Source organism: Exiguobacterium sp. s163 (assembly GCF_018617135.1).
GTDB lineage: Bacteria > Bacillota > Bacilli > Exiguobacteriales > Exiguobacteriaceae > Exiguobacterium > Exiguobacterium profundum.
Map to the genome: position 1 here is coordinate 25656 of NZ_JACSJN010000009.1, position 15171 is coordinate 40826.

The window sequence follows — 15171 nt, forward strand, 5'->3', positions numbered from 1 at the left end:
ATTCTCCTTCCGCATGTTTGATTTTCGTGTGCGCGCACACGATATGATTATACCCGAAAGCCACTCCGTTAAGCCATGCTTGGCGGAGTGGACTTTACGATTAAATTACCAACGATAGTGAGCAAACGCTTTGTTAGCTTCTGCCATCTTATGCATGTCTTCGCGTTTCTTAACAGATGCACCAGTGTTGTTGGCTGCATCCATGATTTCGTTCGCGATACGTTGCTCCATCGTTTTTTCGTTGCGGAGACGAGCGTAGTTCACGAGGTAACGAAGACCAAGTGTTGTACGGCGCTCTGGACGAACTTCTACAGGAACTTGGTAGTTAGCCCCACCTACACGGCGTGCTTTAACTTCAAGTACAGGCATGATGTTGTTCATTGCTTCTTCGAACACTTCCATAGGCTCTTTGCCTGAGCGTTCAGCGATGATGCCAAATGCGTTGTAAATGATAGTTTGAGCTGTACCTTTTTTACCGTCTAACATGACACGGTTAATGAGGCGAGTTACCAATTTCGAGTTGTAGATCGGATCTGCGATAACGTCACGACGTTCTGCACGGTTTTTACGCATCCGAGTACCCTCCTTTCAAAATTTCAATTGTAGTTTAGTTGGCGAGAATTACTTCTTCGCAGCTTTCGGACGTTTCGTACCGTATTTAGAACGGCCTTGCATACGTCCATCAACACCTGCAGTGTCAAGCGCACCACGAACGATGTGGTAACGTACCCCTGGTAAGTCTTTTACACGTCCTCCACGGATAAGAACAACGCTGTGCTCTTGAAGGTTGTGGCCAATACCTGGGATGTACGCAGTCACTTCGATTTGGTTAGTCAAACGAACACGAGCATACTTACGAAGCGCCGAGTTCGGTTTCTTCGGAGTCATTGTACCAACACGTGTACAAACACCACGTTTTTGTGGTGAGCTCACGTTTGTTTGTGACTTGATGAAACTGTTGTAACCTTTGTTAAGTGCTGGAGAGTCAGATTTCACGACTTTCGATTTACGTCCTTTACGGACTAACTGGTTAATAGTAGGCATCTTTGAAGATCCTCCCTTCCTGAATGTTGCTATTTTCTAGTCCCACCGACCCGGGTGGTTCATTTAAGGTCATAACGAAACGTTTTTACGAGGCGTAGGCATTCCATGACCTCGCAAAAACGTGAGTTATACCTTGAAAGTGGCAATTGTAGCAGCCAAACCTTCCCGTAGAAAGTTCGGATGGACGTCCAAGTAGCTTGCCGACTGCTGGACATCGTTGTCATCGACAACAACCGATTGGCGGCACTAAATCATAGTAGCACCGCCAACCTGCGCTGTCAAGACGTATTTTACTCGACTGTTGTATCTTCGAGCGCAACTGGCGCCTCATCTTCTTTGAGTTCCACATCACGGTAGACGGCCATTCCAGTACCAGCTGGAACGAGTTTACCGATGATGACGTTCTCTTTGAGTCCGAGGAGATAGTCACGTTTCCCTTTGATTGCTGCATCTGTCAAGACGCGAGTCGTTTCTTGGAACGAAGCCGCTGAGAGGAACGAATCTGTCTCAAGTGAGGCTTTCGTGATTCCGAGAAGGACTGGTTTCGCAGTCGCTGGGTGTTTTCCATCACGAATCGCATCTTTACACGCTTCTTTAAAGACGCTGATGTCGACGAGTGATCCAGGGAGAAGTGGTGTGTCACCTGATTCGATAACTTTGACACGACGGAGCATTTGGCGAACCATGACCTCAACGTGCTTATCACCGATTTCTACCCCTTGCATCCGGTAAACTTTTTGAACTTCTTGGAGAAGATAGTTCTGAACACCAGATACACCACGGACGGCGAGCAATTCTTTCGGATCGATCGAACCTTCCGTGAAGACTTCACCGGCTTCTACTGTGTCGCCGATTTGAACGCGGAGACGCGCTCCGAATGGAATCGTGTATGAGCGAGTCTCACTGAATCCTTCGACCGTGAGTTCACGCTTGTCACGCGATTCTGTGAAGTCGATGACCGTACCAGAGATTTCCGAGATGACCGCTTGACCTTTCGGGTTACGGGCTTCGAATACCTCTTGGATACGTGGAAGACCTTGTGTGATATCGTCTCCGGCAACCCCACCTGTGTGGAAGGTACGCATTGTAAGCTGCGTTCCTGGCTCACCGATTGATTGTGCGGCAATGATACCGACGGCTTCCCCGACTTCAACATTTGATCCAGTTGCCAAGTTGCGTCCGTAACACTTCTTACATACGCCGTGTGACGTGTTACATGTGAAGGCTGTACGGATTTCAACTTTTTCAACACCCGCATCAACGATGATGCGCGCGATGTCTTCTGTGATCAATTCGTTCTTATCGATCAACACTTCGCCCGTTTCAGGGTGTGTGACCGTTTCGAACGATGTACGTCCGACGAGACGGTCGTACAAGCTTTCGATTTCTTCCGTACCTTCGCGGAGTGCAGAAACACGGATTCCGCGGTCTGTTCCACAATCCTCTTCACGGATGATGACATCTTGCGCTACGTCAACGAGACGACGCGTCAAGTAACCTGAATCGGCTGTCTTCAAGGCTGTATCGGCAAGACCTTTACGAGCCCCGTGAGTCGAGATGAAGTACTCTTGAACCGTCAGACCTTCACGGAATGACGATTTGATTGGAAGTTCGATGATGCGACCAGATGGAGCGGCCATCAAACCACGCATACCCGCAAGCTGCGTAAAGTTCGATGCGTTACCACGGGCACCTGAGTCAGACATCATGAAGATTGGGTTCAGGCGGTTGAGGGATTTCATCAATCGAGATTGAATTTCATCCTTCGCTTCGTTCCAAGCACGGACAACGCGCTCGTAACGCTCATCTTCAGTGATGAGACCACGACGGAACGACTTCATGATTTGGTCGACTTGTTTTTGTGCTTCATCAAGGATTTCCTGTTTATCCGGAAGTACGATGATATCGGCAATCCCAACCGTCACACCCGCTTTTGTCGAGTGCTTGAAGCCAAGATCTTTCATCCGGTCAAGCATGCGGCTTGTTTCCGTCGTTTCAAACTTCTGGAACACTTCCGCGATGACTTTTCCAAGGAAACCTTTTTTGAACGGGTCGATGATTGGACGTGATGCGATTTCTTCCGCAACGTTCGCCCCTTTGTCGATGAAGTACTTGTCAGGCGTTGCTTCCTGTAAGTTTTCCATCGTCGGCTCGTTCAAGTATGGGAACGTATTTGGCAAGATTTCGTTGAAGATCATCTTACCAACTGTCGTAATGAGCAATTTCTCGTTCTGTTCGTCTGTGAACGTTGGGTTGTTGAGCGTACGCGCCGGAAGTGCCACACGCGAGTGCAAGTGGACATAACCGTTTTGGTAAGCAATCAACGCTTCGTTGACGTTCGAGAACACTTTCCCTTGACCGACGGCATCTTCACGTTCAAGTGAGATGTAGTAGTTACCGAGGACCATATCCTGCGATGGTGTAACAACTGGTTTTCCGTCTTTCGGGTTCAAGATGTTCTGCGCAGCGAGCATGAGAAGACGTGCTTCCGCTTGTGCTTCTGCAGAGAGCGGAACGTGGACGGCCATTTGGTCACCATCGAAGTCGGCGTTGTATGCCGTACATACGAGTGGGTGAAGGCGAATCGCACGACCTTCAACAAGAATCGGTTCGAATGCTTGAATACCAAGGCGGTGAAGTGTCGGGGCACGGTTCAAGAGGACCGGATGCTCACGAATGACTTCTTCAAGGACGCCCCAGATTTCAGGTTGCATCTTCTCGATTTTGCGTTTGGCGTTCTTGATGTTTGAAGCGATGCCGCGACCGACAAGCTCTTTCATCACGAACGGTTTGAAGAGTTCAAGCGCCATCTCTTTTGGAAGACCACACTGATACATCTTCAAGTTCGGACCTACGACGATAACCGAACGTCCTGAATAGTCGACCCGTTTACCGAGAAGGTTTTGACGGAAACGACCTTGTTTCCCTTTCAACATGTGTGAAAGTGATTTAAGCGGACGGTTACCAGGACCTGTTACCGGACGACCACGACGACCGTTGTCGATGAGGGCGTCAACCGCTTCTTGAAGCATACGCTTCTCGTTTTGCACGATGATGTTCGGCGCGCCGAGGTCGAGCAAACGTTTGAGACGGTTGTTCCGGTTGATGACTCGACGATACAAATCGTTCAAGTCAGATGTCGCAAAGCGTCCACCATCAAGCTGTACCATCGGGCGAAGCTCTGGTGGGATGACAGGAAGTACTTCAAGGATCATCCAGTCTGGATTGTTTCCTGAAGTGAAGAATGCATCGAGAACTTCCAAGCGCTTAATCGCACGTGTACGACGTTGACCTTGGACTGTTTTCAACTCTTCACGAAGCTCGCCTACTTCTTTTTCAAGATTAACGTCTTGAAGAAGTGTACGGATGGCTTCAGCACCCATGTCTGCTTTGAAGTCGCTACCGTATTTTTCACGATAGAGACGGAATTCTTTTTCCGAGAGAAGTTGTTTCTTCTCAAGCGGAGTATCACCTGGCTCTGTGACCACGTAAGATGCGAAGTAAATGACTTCTTCAAGCGCACGTGGTGACATGTCGAGAACAAGCCCCATGCGGCTTGGAATCCCTTTGAAGTACCAGATGTGCGAAACTGGTGCCGCGAGCTCGATATGGCCCATTCGCTCGCGACGCACTTTCGCTTTCGTCACTTCAACGCCACAGCGGTCACAAATGACTCCTTTATAACGGATACGTTTGTATTTCCCACAGTAACATTCCCAGTCTTTCGTAGGACCGAAGATTCGTTCACAGAATAATCCGTCCTTCTCTGGTTTAAGTGTACGATAGTTGATCGTTTCCGGCTTTTTGACTTCACCGTAAGACCACGAACGGATCTTCTCTGATGAAGCCAAGCCGATTTTCATATATTCAAATCGATTAACATCTACCAAGGGGCCGACCTCCCTTTTCGCCTTATTCCTCTTCCGTAACAGTCGGTTGAACGACTTGTTCTAACGCCGATGTTGCGTTCGGGATGTTGTCGTCATCTTCATCTTTCATTTCGACTTCTTCATCATCCGCTGACATCATCTTGACTTCCATACCGAGCGCTTGAAGCTCTTTGATCAAGACGCGGAATGATTCAGGAACGCCCGCTTTCGGAACGCTCTCGCCTTTCACGATGGCCTCATATGCTTTCACACGACCGACCGTGTCATCCGACTTGATTGTCAAGATTTCTTGGAGCGTGTAGGCTGCACCGTACGCTTCAAGAGCCCAAACTTCCATCTCCCCGAAGCGCTGACCACCGAACTGTGCTTTACCACCGAGCGGTTGTTGCGTAACGAGTGAGTATGGTCCTGTCGAACGAGCGTGAAGTTTGTCATCAACCATGTGCGCGAGTTTGATCATGTACATGACACCGACCGAGACGCGGTTATCGAACGGTTCACCCGTACGACCGTCATAGAGACGCGTTTTCGCATCTTTATCCATACCAGCCTCTTCAATCGTTGCCCATACGTCTTCCTCACGCGCTCCATCGAATACAGGTGTTGCCACTTTGATACCGAGCTTCTTCGCCGCCATACCAAGGTGGAGCTCAAGTACCTGACCGATGTTCATACGAGATGGTACCCCAAGCGGGTTGAGCATGATGTCAACCGGTGTACCGTCTGGCATGTATGGCATATCTTCTTCAGGGAGGATTCGCGAGATAACACCTTTGTTACCGTGACGTCCCGCCATCTTATCCCCTTCGTGAATCTTACGTTTTTGAACGATATAGACACGTACCATTTGGTTGACGCCTGGAGACAACTCGTCACCGTTTTCACGGTCGAACACTTTGACATCCAAGATGATTCCGTCTCCACCGTTTGGTACACGAAGTGACGTATCACGTACTTCACGTGCCTTCTCACCGAAGATTGCGTGCAAGAGACGCTCTTCCGCCGTCAATTCTGTAACGCCCTTAGGTGTTACTTTACCGACAAGGATGTCGCCATCCTTGACTTCAGCTCCGATGCGGATAATTCCACGATCGTCCAAGTTACGAAGTGCGTCATCTCCGACGTTTGGAATATCACGTGTGATTTCCTCTGGTCCGAGTTTCGTGTCGCGTGACTCTGACTCGTACTCTTCGATATGAATCGACGTGTACACGTCATCTTTCACGAGACGCTCACTCATGATGATCGCATCCTCATAGTTGTAACCATCCCATGTCATGAAGGCAACGACGACGTTACGGCCGAGCGCGAGCTCACCCATATCCATCGATGGACCGTCTGCAAGGATTTCTCCTTTTTCGACACGGTCACCAGCTGCGATGATTGGTTTTTGGTTATAGCATGTCCCTTGGTTCGAACGGACATATTTTTGAAGTTTGTAACGGTCAAGGTCACCTGAAACCTCAGAACCGTTCACGTCAGACGTGCGACGGATCAAGATTTCACGCGCTGTGACGCGTTCGACGACACCTGGGTATTTCGCAACAATAGCTGCCCCAGAGTCTTTCGCAGATACGTACTCCATGCCGGTACCGACAATCGGTGAATCCGGTTGAAGGAGTGGTACTGCTTGACGTTGCATGTTCGCTCCCATGAGGGCACGGTTCGAGTCATCGTTCTCGAGGAACGGGATACATGCCGTTGCGGCAGAAACAACCTGTTTCGGCGAAACGTCCATGTAGTCCACTCGGCTTGGCTCGACTGACAAGTTTTGTCCGCGGAAACGGCAAAGAACTTGTTCGTCTGCAAAGTGGCCATCTTCTGTGAGCGGCATGTTTGCCTGTGCGACGACATAGAGGTCTTCCTCATCAGCCGTCATATATTGAATGTCGCCAGTGACAAGACCTGTTTCCGGGTCAACACGACGGTATGGTGCTTCGATGAAACCGTACTCGTTCACTTTCGCATAAGACGAGAGTGAGTTGATGAGTCCGATGTTCGGCCCCTCTGGTGTTTCGATTGGACACATCCGACCGTAGTGCGAATAGTGAACGTCTCGAACTTCGAAACCAGCACGCTCACGTGTCAAACCACCCGGTCCAAGTGCAGAGAGACGACGCTTGTGCGTGAGCTCTGCGAGCGGGTTCGTTTGGTCCATGAACTGTGACAATTGCGAGCTACCGAAGAACTCTTTAAGTGATGCGATAACCGGGCGGATGTTGATGAGCGCCTGTGGTGTGATCGCATTTTGATCTTGAATCGACATACGTTCTTTTACGACACGTTCCATACGGGAAAGCCCGATCCGGAATTGGTTTTGGAGAAGTTCTCCGACTGAACGAAGACGACGGTTTCCTAAGTGGTCGATGTCATCTGTTGTTCCGACTTCGTGAAGTAAGTTGAAGAAGTAGTTGATTGAAGCGATAATATCGGCTGGCGTAATATGTTTTACGCTGCGATCGATATTGCCATTTCCGATGATGTTCAAGATACGCTCTCCATCTGGGTCATCCGGTGAGATGACTTTGATTGACTGAAGACCGAATGGCTCACCTTCAGCGACACCACCAGTTGGTTCCGCATCGATATAGCCAAGGCCGTTCTCCAAGTGCGGGAGGATACGATCTAAGTTGCGGCGGTCGAGGATTGTTCCAGCTTCGGCGAGTACTTCGCCTGTTTCCGGGTCCACGAGCGTTTCCGCTAATTTTTGACCGAACAAACGGTTCTTAAGATGAAGTTTTTTGTTCATCTTATAGCGACCGACGTTCGCTAAGTCGTAACGTTTCGGGTCGAAGAAACGTGATACGAGAAGAGATTTCGCATTTTCTACCGTTGGTGGTTCACCAGGGCGGAGACGCTCATAAATCTCGATCAACGCTTTCTCTGTAGACTCCGTATTATCTTTTTCAAGGGTGTTACGAAGGTATTCGTCATCCCCGAGAAGGTCGATAATTTCTTGGTCCGTACCGAATCCGAGGGCACGCAACAACACCGTTACCGGAATTTTACGGGTACGGTCGATACGAACATAAACGATATCTTTGGCATCTGTCTCGAGTTCGAGCCAAGCACCACGGTTCGGAATGACAGTTGCGCCAAATCCACGTTTACCGTTTTTATCGAGTTTAGCGTTATAGTACACGCTCGGTGAACGGACAAGCTGGGAAACGATGACGCGTTCTGCACCATTGATGATAAACGTTCCCGATTCTGTCATGAGCGGGAAATCCCCCATGAACACTTCTTGTTCTTTGAGCTCACCTGTCTCTTTGTTTTGGAGACGCACTTTTACGCGAAGTGGCGCAGAATAAGTAACGTCGCGTTCCTTCGATTCATCGATAGAATACTTCGGCTCACTGAGCGAGTAATCGATGAACTCCAATACGAGGTTTCCTGTGAAGTCGGAAATCGGTGAAATGTCTGTGAACATTTCCTTCAATCCTTCACGCAAGAACCACTCATAAGAAGCAGTTTGAATTTCAATCAAATTCGGAAGCTCTAATACCTCACTGATACGGGCAAAGCTTCTTCTCTGACGGTGACGACCGTACTGAACAAGTTGACCAGTCAACTGATTCACCTCTCAGACCCCCAATTCTTTAGCGAATTTTTCGGGCGTAATAATCGAACATTGTCATTGAATGTCGCTCGTTTTCCGTCTCTAAAAAGCGGCAGACACGGCAGTTTCAAGCGAATTCCATTCCAATGGCATTTTATAATGTTAGCATATACGTTATAGCGAGTCAACAAGACTTCACCGTTTGTCAAGACCGAATTGCCCGGAAAATAAAGTAACCTTTTTCTTTCGCGATCGTTTCAACTTGACCAAACACCTCTTCTAATAACTTTTTAGCAGAAGGTGCTCCTTGTTTCTTTTGAATGACGACATAGATTGCTCCTCCATCGACGAGGTGCGTATGTGCTTCACGCAAGATCGTATGGACGACTTGTTTCCCCGCACGAATCGGCGGATTGGTGACAATGGCGGCAAACCGTTCTCCCCCCACCGCGTCATACGCGTGAGAAAGCCGTGTTTCGACCGTCACTCCATTACGGGCGGCGTTTTGCTCAGAGAGCGCCAGCGCACGCTCATTCACATCAATGAGCAAGGCCTCACGCCCAGAGGCATCGGCAAGCGAGATCCCCATCGGACCATAGCCGCAGCCTACATCTAAAATACGTCCCGACACATCAGGCATCTCAAACGTTTCAATTAAAAGACGTGACCCAAAATCGACCGACCCTTTCGAGAACACACCGCGGTCCGAAGTGAAATGATACTGTTTCCCTCGCAACTCGTACGTCCATGTCTCCGGGGCACTTTCCGAACGTGGATCGTTCGTATAGTAATGATCTCCCATGCGTTGAACCTCCTAACCCATTCTTCAAGGAAATAAAAGAAGCTCGCCATGGCGAGCTTCTATAGGTTGTGAAGTAGAATTACTTAACTTCAACAGATGCGCCAGCTTCTTCAAGCTTAGCTTTGATTGCGTCAGCGTCTTCTTTAGAAACGCCTTCTTTGACTGGAGCTGGAGTTCCGTCAACGAGTGCTTTTGCTTCTTTAAGACCGAGACCTGTGATTTCACGAACAGCTTTGATGACGTTGATTTTACCAGCGCCAGCGTTTGTGAGGATTACGTCGAATTCAGTTTTCTCTTCAGCTGCTGCGCCTGCGCCAGCACCTGCAACTGCTACTGGAGCTGCTGCTGATACGCCGAATTCTTCTTCGATTGTTTTTACGAGTTCGTTAAGTTCGAGAACCGTCATTGATTTGAGGTCTTCGATGAATTGCTCTTTGTTGAAAGCCATTATGGTTTTCCTCCTTTGATGTTGTGAAAAAGTTTTTTTGAGTTACGCTACGCGACAAAAATTAAGCTGATTGCTCTTCTTTTTGTTCTGCGATTGCATTTGTTGCGACTGCGAGCCCACGGATTGGAGCTTGAAGTACGCTGAGAAGCATCGAGAGAAGACCATCGCGTGATGGAAGTTCTGCAAGGGCTTTGATTTCTTCGAGTGAAGAAACTTTACCTTCGATGATTCCGCCTTTAAGTTCGAGCGCTTTGTGCTCTTTCGAGAAGTCGTTCAAGATCTTCGCTGGAGCAATAACGTCTTCTTTAGAGAAGGCGATTGCTGTAGGACCAGTGAAGACTTCGTCAAGACCTTCGAAGTTCGACTGAGTAGCTGCGCGGCGAAGAAGACCGTTCTTGTAAACTTTGAACTCGATTCCAGCGTCACGGAGTGATTTACGGAGTGTAGTCACTTCTTCAACTGTAAGTCCACGGTAGTCAACAACAACTGTTCCAACGCTCGCTTGCATTTTCTCAGCGATTTCATCGACGAGTGCCGATTTCTGAGCTACGATTTTTTCGTTTGCCATGTGTTTGCACCTCCTAGTCAATTCTTATACCGGACGAGAGGCTGCTCTCCAAAAGAAATCCCTCGTATGAAGACATACGAGGGCGTAATTGTTTGAAAGTAAACCTGTGACAACAGGCTCAAGTTCGAGCAAAGACACCTCGGAAGGGTTTACGGACCGATGTCCACCTTCTGTCTACGGTAATCCAACATATTCGGTTGAACGTGTATTACTTTATCAGCGGTGTCACACGTTGTCAACAATTTATTTCAACAAGATTACTTAAGGAAATCTGCAGTCGCTACACGGATCCCAGGACCCATTGTAGATGAAAGCGAGATGTTTTTAAGGTAAGTTCCTTTTGCAGTAGCAGGCTTCACTTTCATGAGTGTTTCGAGAATTGTCTCGATGTTCTCAGAGAGTTTAGATGCTTCAAATGATTTCTTACCAACTGGAACGTGGATGTTACCAGCTTTATCAACACGGTATTCAACTTTACCAGCTTTGATATCCGCGATTGCTTTTTCTACGTCGAAAGTAACTGTTCCTGTTTTCGGGTTAGGCATGAGGCCTTTAGGTCCGAGAACACGACCAAGTTTACCAACCTCACCCATCATGTCAGGTGTCGCAACGATTACATCGAAGTCGAACCATCCTTGTTGGATTTTGTTGATGTACTCAGCGTCGCCAACGTAGTCTGCTCCAGCAGCTTCCGCTTCTTTCACTTTCTCACCTTTTGCGAAGACGAGAACTTTTTGTGTTTTACCAGTACCGTGTGGAAGTACAACGGCACCACGGATTTGTTGGTCTGCTTTCTTCGGATCTACGCCGAGACGGACAGCAACTTCGATTGTTTCATCGAATTTAGCAGTAGCTGTTTTTTGAACGAGCTCGACAGCTTCAGCGAGGTCGTATGACTTCGTGCGGTCAACAAGCTTAGCTGCTTCTTGGTGTTTTTTACCCATGATCTTTTCCTCCTTGTGGTTAGCGGAATTTCCTCCCACATAATGAAGGGATTGAAGGTGAGCAGTATTCACCGACAACCCCAGAGACTAGCAATTAGTCTTCGATTACAATACCCATACTACGTGCAGTACCTTCAACCATAAGCATCGCTGTTTCTACAGATGATGCGTTAAGGTCAGGCATTTTAAGTTCAGCGATTTCGCGAACTTTGTCACGCTTAACCGTTGCTACTTTCTTACGGTTTGGTTCACCAGAACCACTCTCGATACCAGCAGCTTTCTTCAAGAGAACTGCAGCTGGTGGAGTTTTCGTAATGAATGTAAACGAACGATCTTCGTATACCGTGATGACTACAGGAATAATCAATCCGGCTTGGTCTTGTGTACGAGCGTTGAACTCTTTACAGAATCCCATGATGTTAACACCTGCTTGACCAAGTGCTGGACCTACTGGTGGAGCTGGGTTTGCTTTACCAGCTGGGATTTGAAGTTTAACGAGTTTAGAAACTTTTTTCGCCACGAGACACACCTCCTTAAGTCTAAAATGTGGTTTCTTGGACGTTGTGCGCCCTCCCACTCAATCTATTAGGTCGAGTTTGTACCGAAATAAAGCACAACATCAAACATTTTCGATTGTACCATCCGTTTTACGGATTAGCAAGTGGGTTTAGTTAATTTTCTGAACTTGTTCGAAATCAAGCTCAATTTTTGTTTCACGACCGAACATGTCGACCACGACTTTGAGCTTCTCTTTGTCGGCTTCAATCTCGTCGATTGTTCCTTCAAAGTTCTCAAATGCGCCTTCTTTCACGCGGACAAGGTCACCGAGTTCATAGTTGTAACGATCTTTCTTCTCGATGAGTCCCATTTGTGACAAGACGTTTGTCACTTCGTCCGGTTGGAGTGGGATTGGTTTTGCCCCACCACCCGTTGAACCGAGGAAGCCGGTGACGTTTGGCGTGTTGCGGACAACATACCATGAATCGTCAGTCATGACCATCTCTACGAACACATAGCCCGGGAAACTTTTGACTTCACGTTCTTTGATTTTCTTCTCGCCACTCTTCAATGTGACTTCTTCTTGCGTCGTTTCAGTCGGGACGAGGACGCGGAAAATTTTATCTTCCATGTTCATCGAACCGATTCGACGTTCTAGGTTTTCTTTGACGTTATTCTCAAAACCTGAGTACGTCTGGACAACAAACCATTGTTTCTCCACGGCTTTCACCTCTTCCTTAGTTAATCAATAAATTGACGAGATAACTGACCCCAGTATCTACGCCGAACACGAACAGGCCAATCACGACAACAGTCGCGATGACAGTAATGGTATATTTCGTGAGTTCTTTACGAGTCGGCCAACTCGTTTTCTTCAACTCTTTCCATACGTCGCGCAAAAAGTTCATGGTAGCTTCCTCCTACATTGAATGCCAATCTACGTTACTTTGATTCCCGATGCAGCGTATGCGCGTTACAGCGGCGACAAAACTTCTTCATTTCAAGCCGTGTCGACACGCCATCTTTTTTTGTCGTCGAGTACTCTCGAGACCCGCATTCTGAGCAAGCGAGACTTACTTTCTTTGCCATTCATAAGCGCCCCTTTCGACTACTCTCTCTTAAAAAAGAGCGAAAAAAAAACGCCTCCTGTAAATGGCGTCTACGGACAAGGCGCTGCTTTTAAAGTATCACATAGGAGGCACGCGGTCAATAATCGGTTAGCTCGTGAGCATCCGGACGTCGACATGACGCTCGAATTTCTTCTTCACGCGCTGCAACGCATTATCGATCGATTTGACATGACGATCGAGGTCATCTGAAATCTCTTGATAAGAGCGCCCGTCTAAATAAAGACGCAAGACTTTCCGTTCGAGGTCACTCAAGATCTCATCCATCTTCGCTTCCATGAACGACTGTTCTTCCTGTGTCACGATCAATTCTTGTGGGTCAGTCGGATGTGGTGGCAAGATGACATCGAGCAACGTCCGGTCAGACTCTTCATCAAAAATTGGTTTATCGAGTGACACATATGAATTGAGCGGAATATGTTTTTGGCGTGTCGCCGTCTTGATTGCCGTGATCATCTGGCGGGTAATGCACATCTCGGCAAAGCTTTTGAATGACGCAAGTCGCTCGTCCTTATAATCACGCACACCTTTATAAAGGCCGATCATCCCCTCTTGGACGATGTCCTCATGATCTGCACCAATCAAAAAGTATGAACGTGCCTTCGCCCGCACAAAATACCGGTATCGTTCAATCAAAAACTCGAGCGCGTCGCTATCCCCTTCGTTGCGCGCCAATAAGACCAACTCTTCGTCTGACATTTTTTCAAACTGTTCGTACGGCCATCCGTTCATGCTCGTTACCCCCCCGGCGATTGATCCTGAACTATGTAAGGTTGTGTCCCATTATAGGGCTCCCTACTCCTATGCGTCAAACAAATTTCTAAAAATTCCGTCAATTGAATACTGTGTAACTCATATATGTAATAGTATACAACATTCCTTTGCAAAAAAATGTCAAAATCGAAACAAAGACGAGTCCATTTGATGAACTCGTCCGTGATTTCAATCACCTTTTGATTTGCGACGTCGCATTTCTTCAAACTTCGCTTGAATATGCGGTGGAATATCAATCGTCTTCCGATTCGCTTGTTCTTTCTCGAGCGACACGCGCTGTTGTTCAATCAATGTTTTCGCATGCTTCCAATCTTTCAACAGTTCGGTTGCCGGGACGCGCAATGCGCCTTGACCAAAGATGACCCACTGCTCCGTGAAATCGTTCGTCGCGACGAATAATGTAATGAGCCGGTCATCCACTAATTCATGGGCACGCCGCTCAATCCATTCGTCCGCCGTCTCATTCTCTTTCGTATAGACAACGTCGACCCGACTCCGCTTCTCTTTGGATTCACGACCATAACGCATATGGGCGTCAAACACGATGGTGACCTCTTTGCCGGACACAGCCTGATATTCTGCCATCGCCTCAATCAACAGATTACGTGCTTGTTCAAAATCTACGTCGCGGAGACTTCTCAAGTGAGGCCACGCGCCGATGATATTATATCCGTCGACAAGAAGGAGCTCACGCTTCAGGATACTCATGCCAATGGATGACGTGAGCGATGCACCTCATACAGGAGGAGCGCCGCTGCAACAGATGCATTGAGTGACGTGACATGACCGACCATCGGTAAATGAACAAGGAAGTCGCACGATTCGCGCACGAGTCGGCTCATCCCTTTGCCCTCACTTCCAATGACCACAACGAGTGGCATATTTCCATCCAATCGACGATAGTCCTGACTTTCTTTCGCATCGGTCCCGACGACCCACAATCCTTTTTCCTTCAACTCTTCAAGTGTCCGTGTCAAGTTCGTCACACGCGCCACCGGAATATGCTCAATGGCCCCGGTCGAGGCTTTGGCAACCGTTTGAGTCAAACCGACCGAGCGACGTTTCGGAATGATGATCCCATGTGCGCCAACAGCATCGGCGGTCCGTAAAATCGAACCGAGATTGTGCGGGTCTTCGAGCTCATCTAGTAAAATGAAGAGCGGTGTCTCATCTTTCGAAGCTGCGAGAGCGAACATGTCTTCGACTGTTTTGTATTCATAAGCCGCAACCGCCGCAACGACTCCTTGGTGATGTTCACTGCCAGCCATCTTCTCAAGTTTCGTTTTTGGGACGAATGACACTTGGACCGATGCTTCGTTCGCCATCGCGATAATTTGAGCGAGTGGTCCCTTTTGCTGACCTTCCATAATGAATACTTTATTCATATCACGACCACTTCGCAGTGCCTCGAGTACCGGGTTACGACCGTAAAGGAAGTCAATCCCTTCCTCCATCACATCGACTTCCTTATAGTCAGGGCGTTCTGCCTTTTGGCGACGCGCGCGATCTGGTCGTTC

General features: G+C 48.1%; 15 protein-coding genes and 1 other annotated feature. All 15 genes read right to left on the reverse strand.

The window, feature by feature from the left end:
• Positions 1–105 precede the first annotated feature (105 nt).
• The 15 genes from rpsG to rlmB all read right to left on the reverse strand — a co-directional run bounded on the left by rpsG (position 106) and on the right by rlmB (position 15108).
• Complete coding sequence (rpsG, locus tag KNO71_RS16635; protein WP_012727682.1) at positions 106–573, reverse strand: 30S ribosomal protein S7; 468 nt, start codon at positions 571–573, stop codon at positions 106–108.
• Between the two features lie 48 nt (positions 574–621).
• Complete coding sequence (gene rpsL, locus KNO71_RS16640) at positions 622–1044, reverse strand: 30S ribosomal protein S12 (protein ID WP_012727683.1); 423 nt, start codon at positions 1042–1044, stop codon at positions 622–624.
• A gap of 290 nt (positions 1045–1334) precedes the next feature.
• On the reverse strand, positions 1335–4934 hold the full coding sequence (gene rpoC / locus KNO71_RS16645; RefSeq protein ID WP_012727684.1) for a DNA-directed RNA polymerase subunit beta': 3600 nt from the start codon (positions 4932–4934) through the stop codon (positions 1335–1337).
• A 22-nt stretch (positions 4935–4956) separates the two neighbouring features.
• Positions 4957–8505 carry a DNA-directed RNA polymerase subunit beta gene (rpoB, locus tag KNO71_RS16650; protein ID WP_074037866.1) on the reverse strand — a complete coding sequence of 1183 codons (3549 nt, stop codon included), beginning with the start codon at positions 8503–8505 and terminating at the stop codon, positions 4957–4959.
• Between the two features lie 193 nt (positions 8506–8698).
• Positions 8699–9295 carry a class I SAM-dependent methyltransferase gene (locus tag KNO71_RS16655; RefSeq protein ID WP_012727686.1) on the reverse strand — a complete coding sequence of 199 codons (597 nt, stop codon included), beginning with the start codon at positions 9293–9295 and terminating at the stop codon, positions 8699–8701.
• A 79-nt stretch (positions 9296–9374) separates the two neighbouring features.
• The gene (gene rplL, locus KNO71_RS16660; RefSeq protein ID WP_012727687.1) at positions 9375–9743 is read right to left on the reverse strand and encodes a 50S ribosomal protein L7/L12; all 369 of its coding nucleotides are present in this window, start codon (positions 9741–9743) and stop codon (positions 9375–9377) included.
• A 61-nt stretch (positions 9744–9804) separates the two neighbouring features.
• Positions 9805–10311 carry a 50S ribosomal protein L10 gene (rplJ, locus tag KNO71_RS16665; RefSeq protein ID WP_012727688.1) on the reverse strand — a complete coding sequence of 169 codons (507 nt, stop codon included), beginning with the start codon at positions 10309–10311 and terminating at the stop codon, positions 9805–9807.
• A 44-nt stretch (positions 10312–10355) separates the two neighbouring features.
• Positions 10356–10509, reverse strand: a sequence feature (ribosomal protein L10 leader region).
• A 59-nt stretch (positions 10510–10568) separates the two neighbouring features.
• Entirely contained in the window at positions 10569–11255 is a 687-nt protein-coding gene (gene rplA, locus KNO71_RS16670) for a 50S ribosomal protein L1 (RefSeq protein ID WP_012727689.1), read from the reverse strand.
• A gap of 94 nt (positions 11256–11349) precedes the next feature.
• Positions 11350–11775 (reverse strand): 50S ribosomal protein L11, encoded by a 426-nt coding sequence (gene rplK / locus KNO71_RS16675; protein ID WP_012727690.1) that lies wholly within the window; start codon positions 11773–11775, stop codon positions 11350–11352.
• A 147-nt stretch (positions 11776–11922) separates the two neighbouring features.
• Positions 11923–12474 (reverse strand): transcription termination/antitermination protein NusG, encoded by a 552-nt coding sequence (nusG, locus tag KNO71_RS16680; protein WP_012727691.1) that lies wholly within the window; start codon positions 12472–12474, stop codon positions 11923–11925.
• A 16-nt stretch (positions 12475–12490) separates the two neighbouring features.
• Positions 12491–12661, reverse strand: a complete 171-nt coding sequence (secE, locus tag KNO71_RS16685) for a preprotein translocase subunit SecE (RefSeq protein ID WP_012727692.1) — start codon at positions 12659–12661, stop codon at positions 12491–12493.
• A gap of 34 nt (positions 12662–12695) precedes the next feature.
• Positions 12696–12842 (reverse strand): 50S ribosomal protein L33, encoded by a 147-nt coding sequence (gene rpmG, locus KNO71_RS16690; protein ID WP_012727693.1) that lies wholly within the window; start codon positions 12840–12842, stop codon positions 12696–12698.
• Between the two features lie 128 nt (positions 12843–12970).
• Entirely contained in the window at positions 12971–13612 is a 642-nt protein-coding gene (gene sigH / locus KNO71_RS16695) for an RNA polymerase sporulation sigma factor SigH (RefSeq protein ID WP_012727694.1), read from the reverse strand.
• Between the two features lie 210 nt (positions 13613–13822).
• Positions 13823–14362 (reverse strand): YacP-like NYN domain-containing protein, encoded by a 540-nt coding sequence (locus KNO71_RS16700; RefSeq protein WP_012727695.1) that lies wholly within the window; start codon positions 14360–14362, stop codon positions 13823–13825.
• Positions 14359–15108 (reverse strand): 23S rRNA (guanosine(2251)-2'-O)-methyltransferase RlmB, encoded by a 750-nt coding sequence (gene rlmB, locus KNO71_RS16705; RefSeq protein WP_078147956.1) that lies wholly within the window; start codon positions 15106–15108, stop codon positions 14359–14361. Before rlmB ends, KNO71_RS16700 begins: the two co-directional genes overlap by 4 nt.
• Positions 15109–15171 lie beyond the last annotated feature (63 nt).

Coding starts and splice junctions, on each gene's coding strand:
- rpsG (WP_012727682.1), bottom strand. CDS start 573: ATGCGTAAAAACCGTGCAGAACGTCGTGACGTTATCGCAGATCCGATC.
- rpsL (WP_012727683.1), bottom strand. CDS start 1,044: ATGCCTACTATTAACCAGTTAGTCCGTAAAGGACGTAAATCGAAAGTC.
- KNO71_RS16655 (WP_012727686.1), bottom strand. CDS start 9,295: ATGGGAGATCATTACTATACGAACGATCCACGTTCGGAAAGTGCCCCG.
- rplL (WP_012727687.1), bottom strand. CDS start 9,743: ATGGCTTTCAACAAAGAGCAATTCATCGAAGACCTCAAATCAATGACG.
- rplJ (WP_012727688.1), bottom strand. CDS start 10,311: ATGGCAAACGAAAAAATCGTAGCTCAGAAATCGGCACTCGTCGATGAA.
- rplA (WP_012727689.1), bottom strand. CDS start 11,255: ATGGGTAAAAAACACCAAGAAGCAGCTAAGCTTGTTGACCGCACGAAG.
- secE (WP_012727692.1), bottom strand. CDS start 12,661: ATGAACTTTTTGCGCGACGTATGGAAAGAGTTGAAGAAAACGAGTTGG.
- rpmG (WP_012727693.1), bottom strand. CDS start 12,842: ATGGCAAAGAAAGTAAGTCTCGCTTGCTCAGAATGCGGGTCTCGAGAG.
- sigH (WP_012727694.1), bottom strand. CDS start 13,612: ATGAACGGATGGCCGTACGAACAGTTTGAAAAAATGTCAGACGAAGAG.
- KNO71_RS16700 (WP_012727695.1), bottom strand. CDS start 14,362: ATGAGTATCCTGAAGCGTGAGCTCCTTCTTGTCGACGGATATAATATC.
- rlmB (WP_078147956.1), bottom strand. CDS start 15,108: ATGGAGGAAGGGATTGACTTCCTTTACGGTCGTAACCCGGTACTCGAG.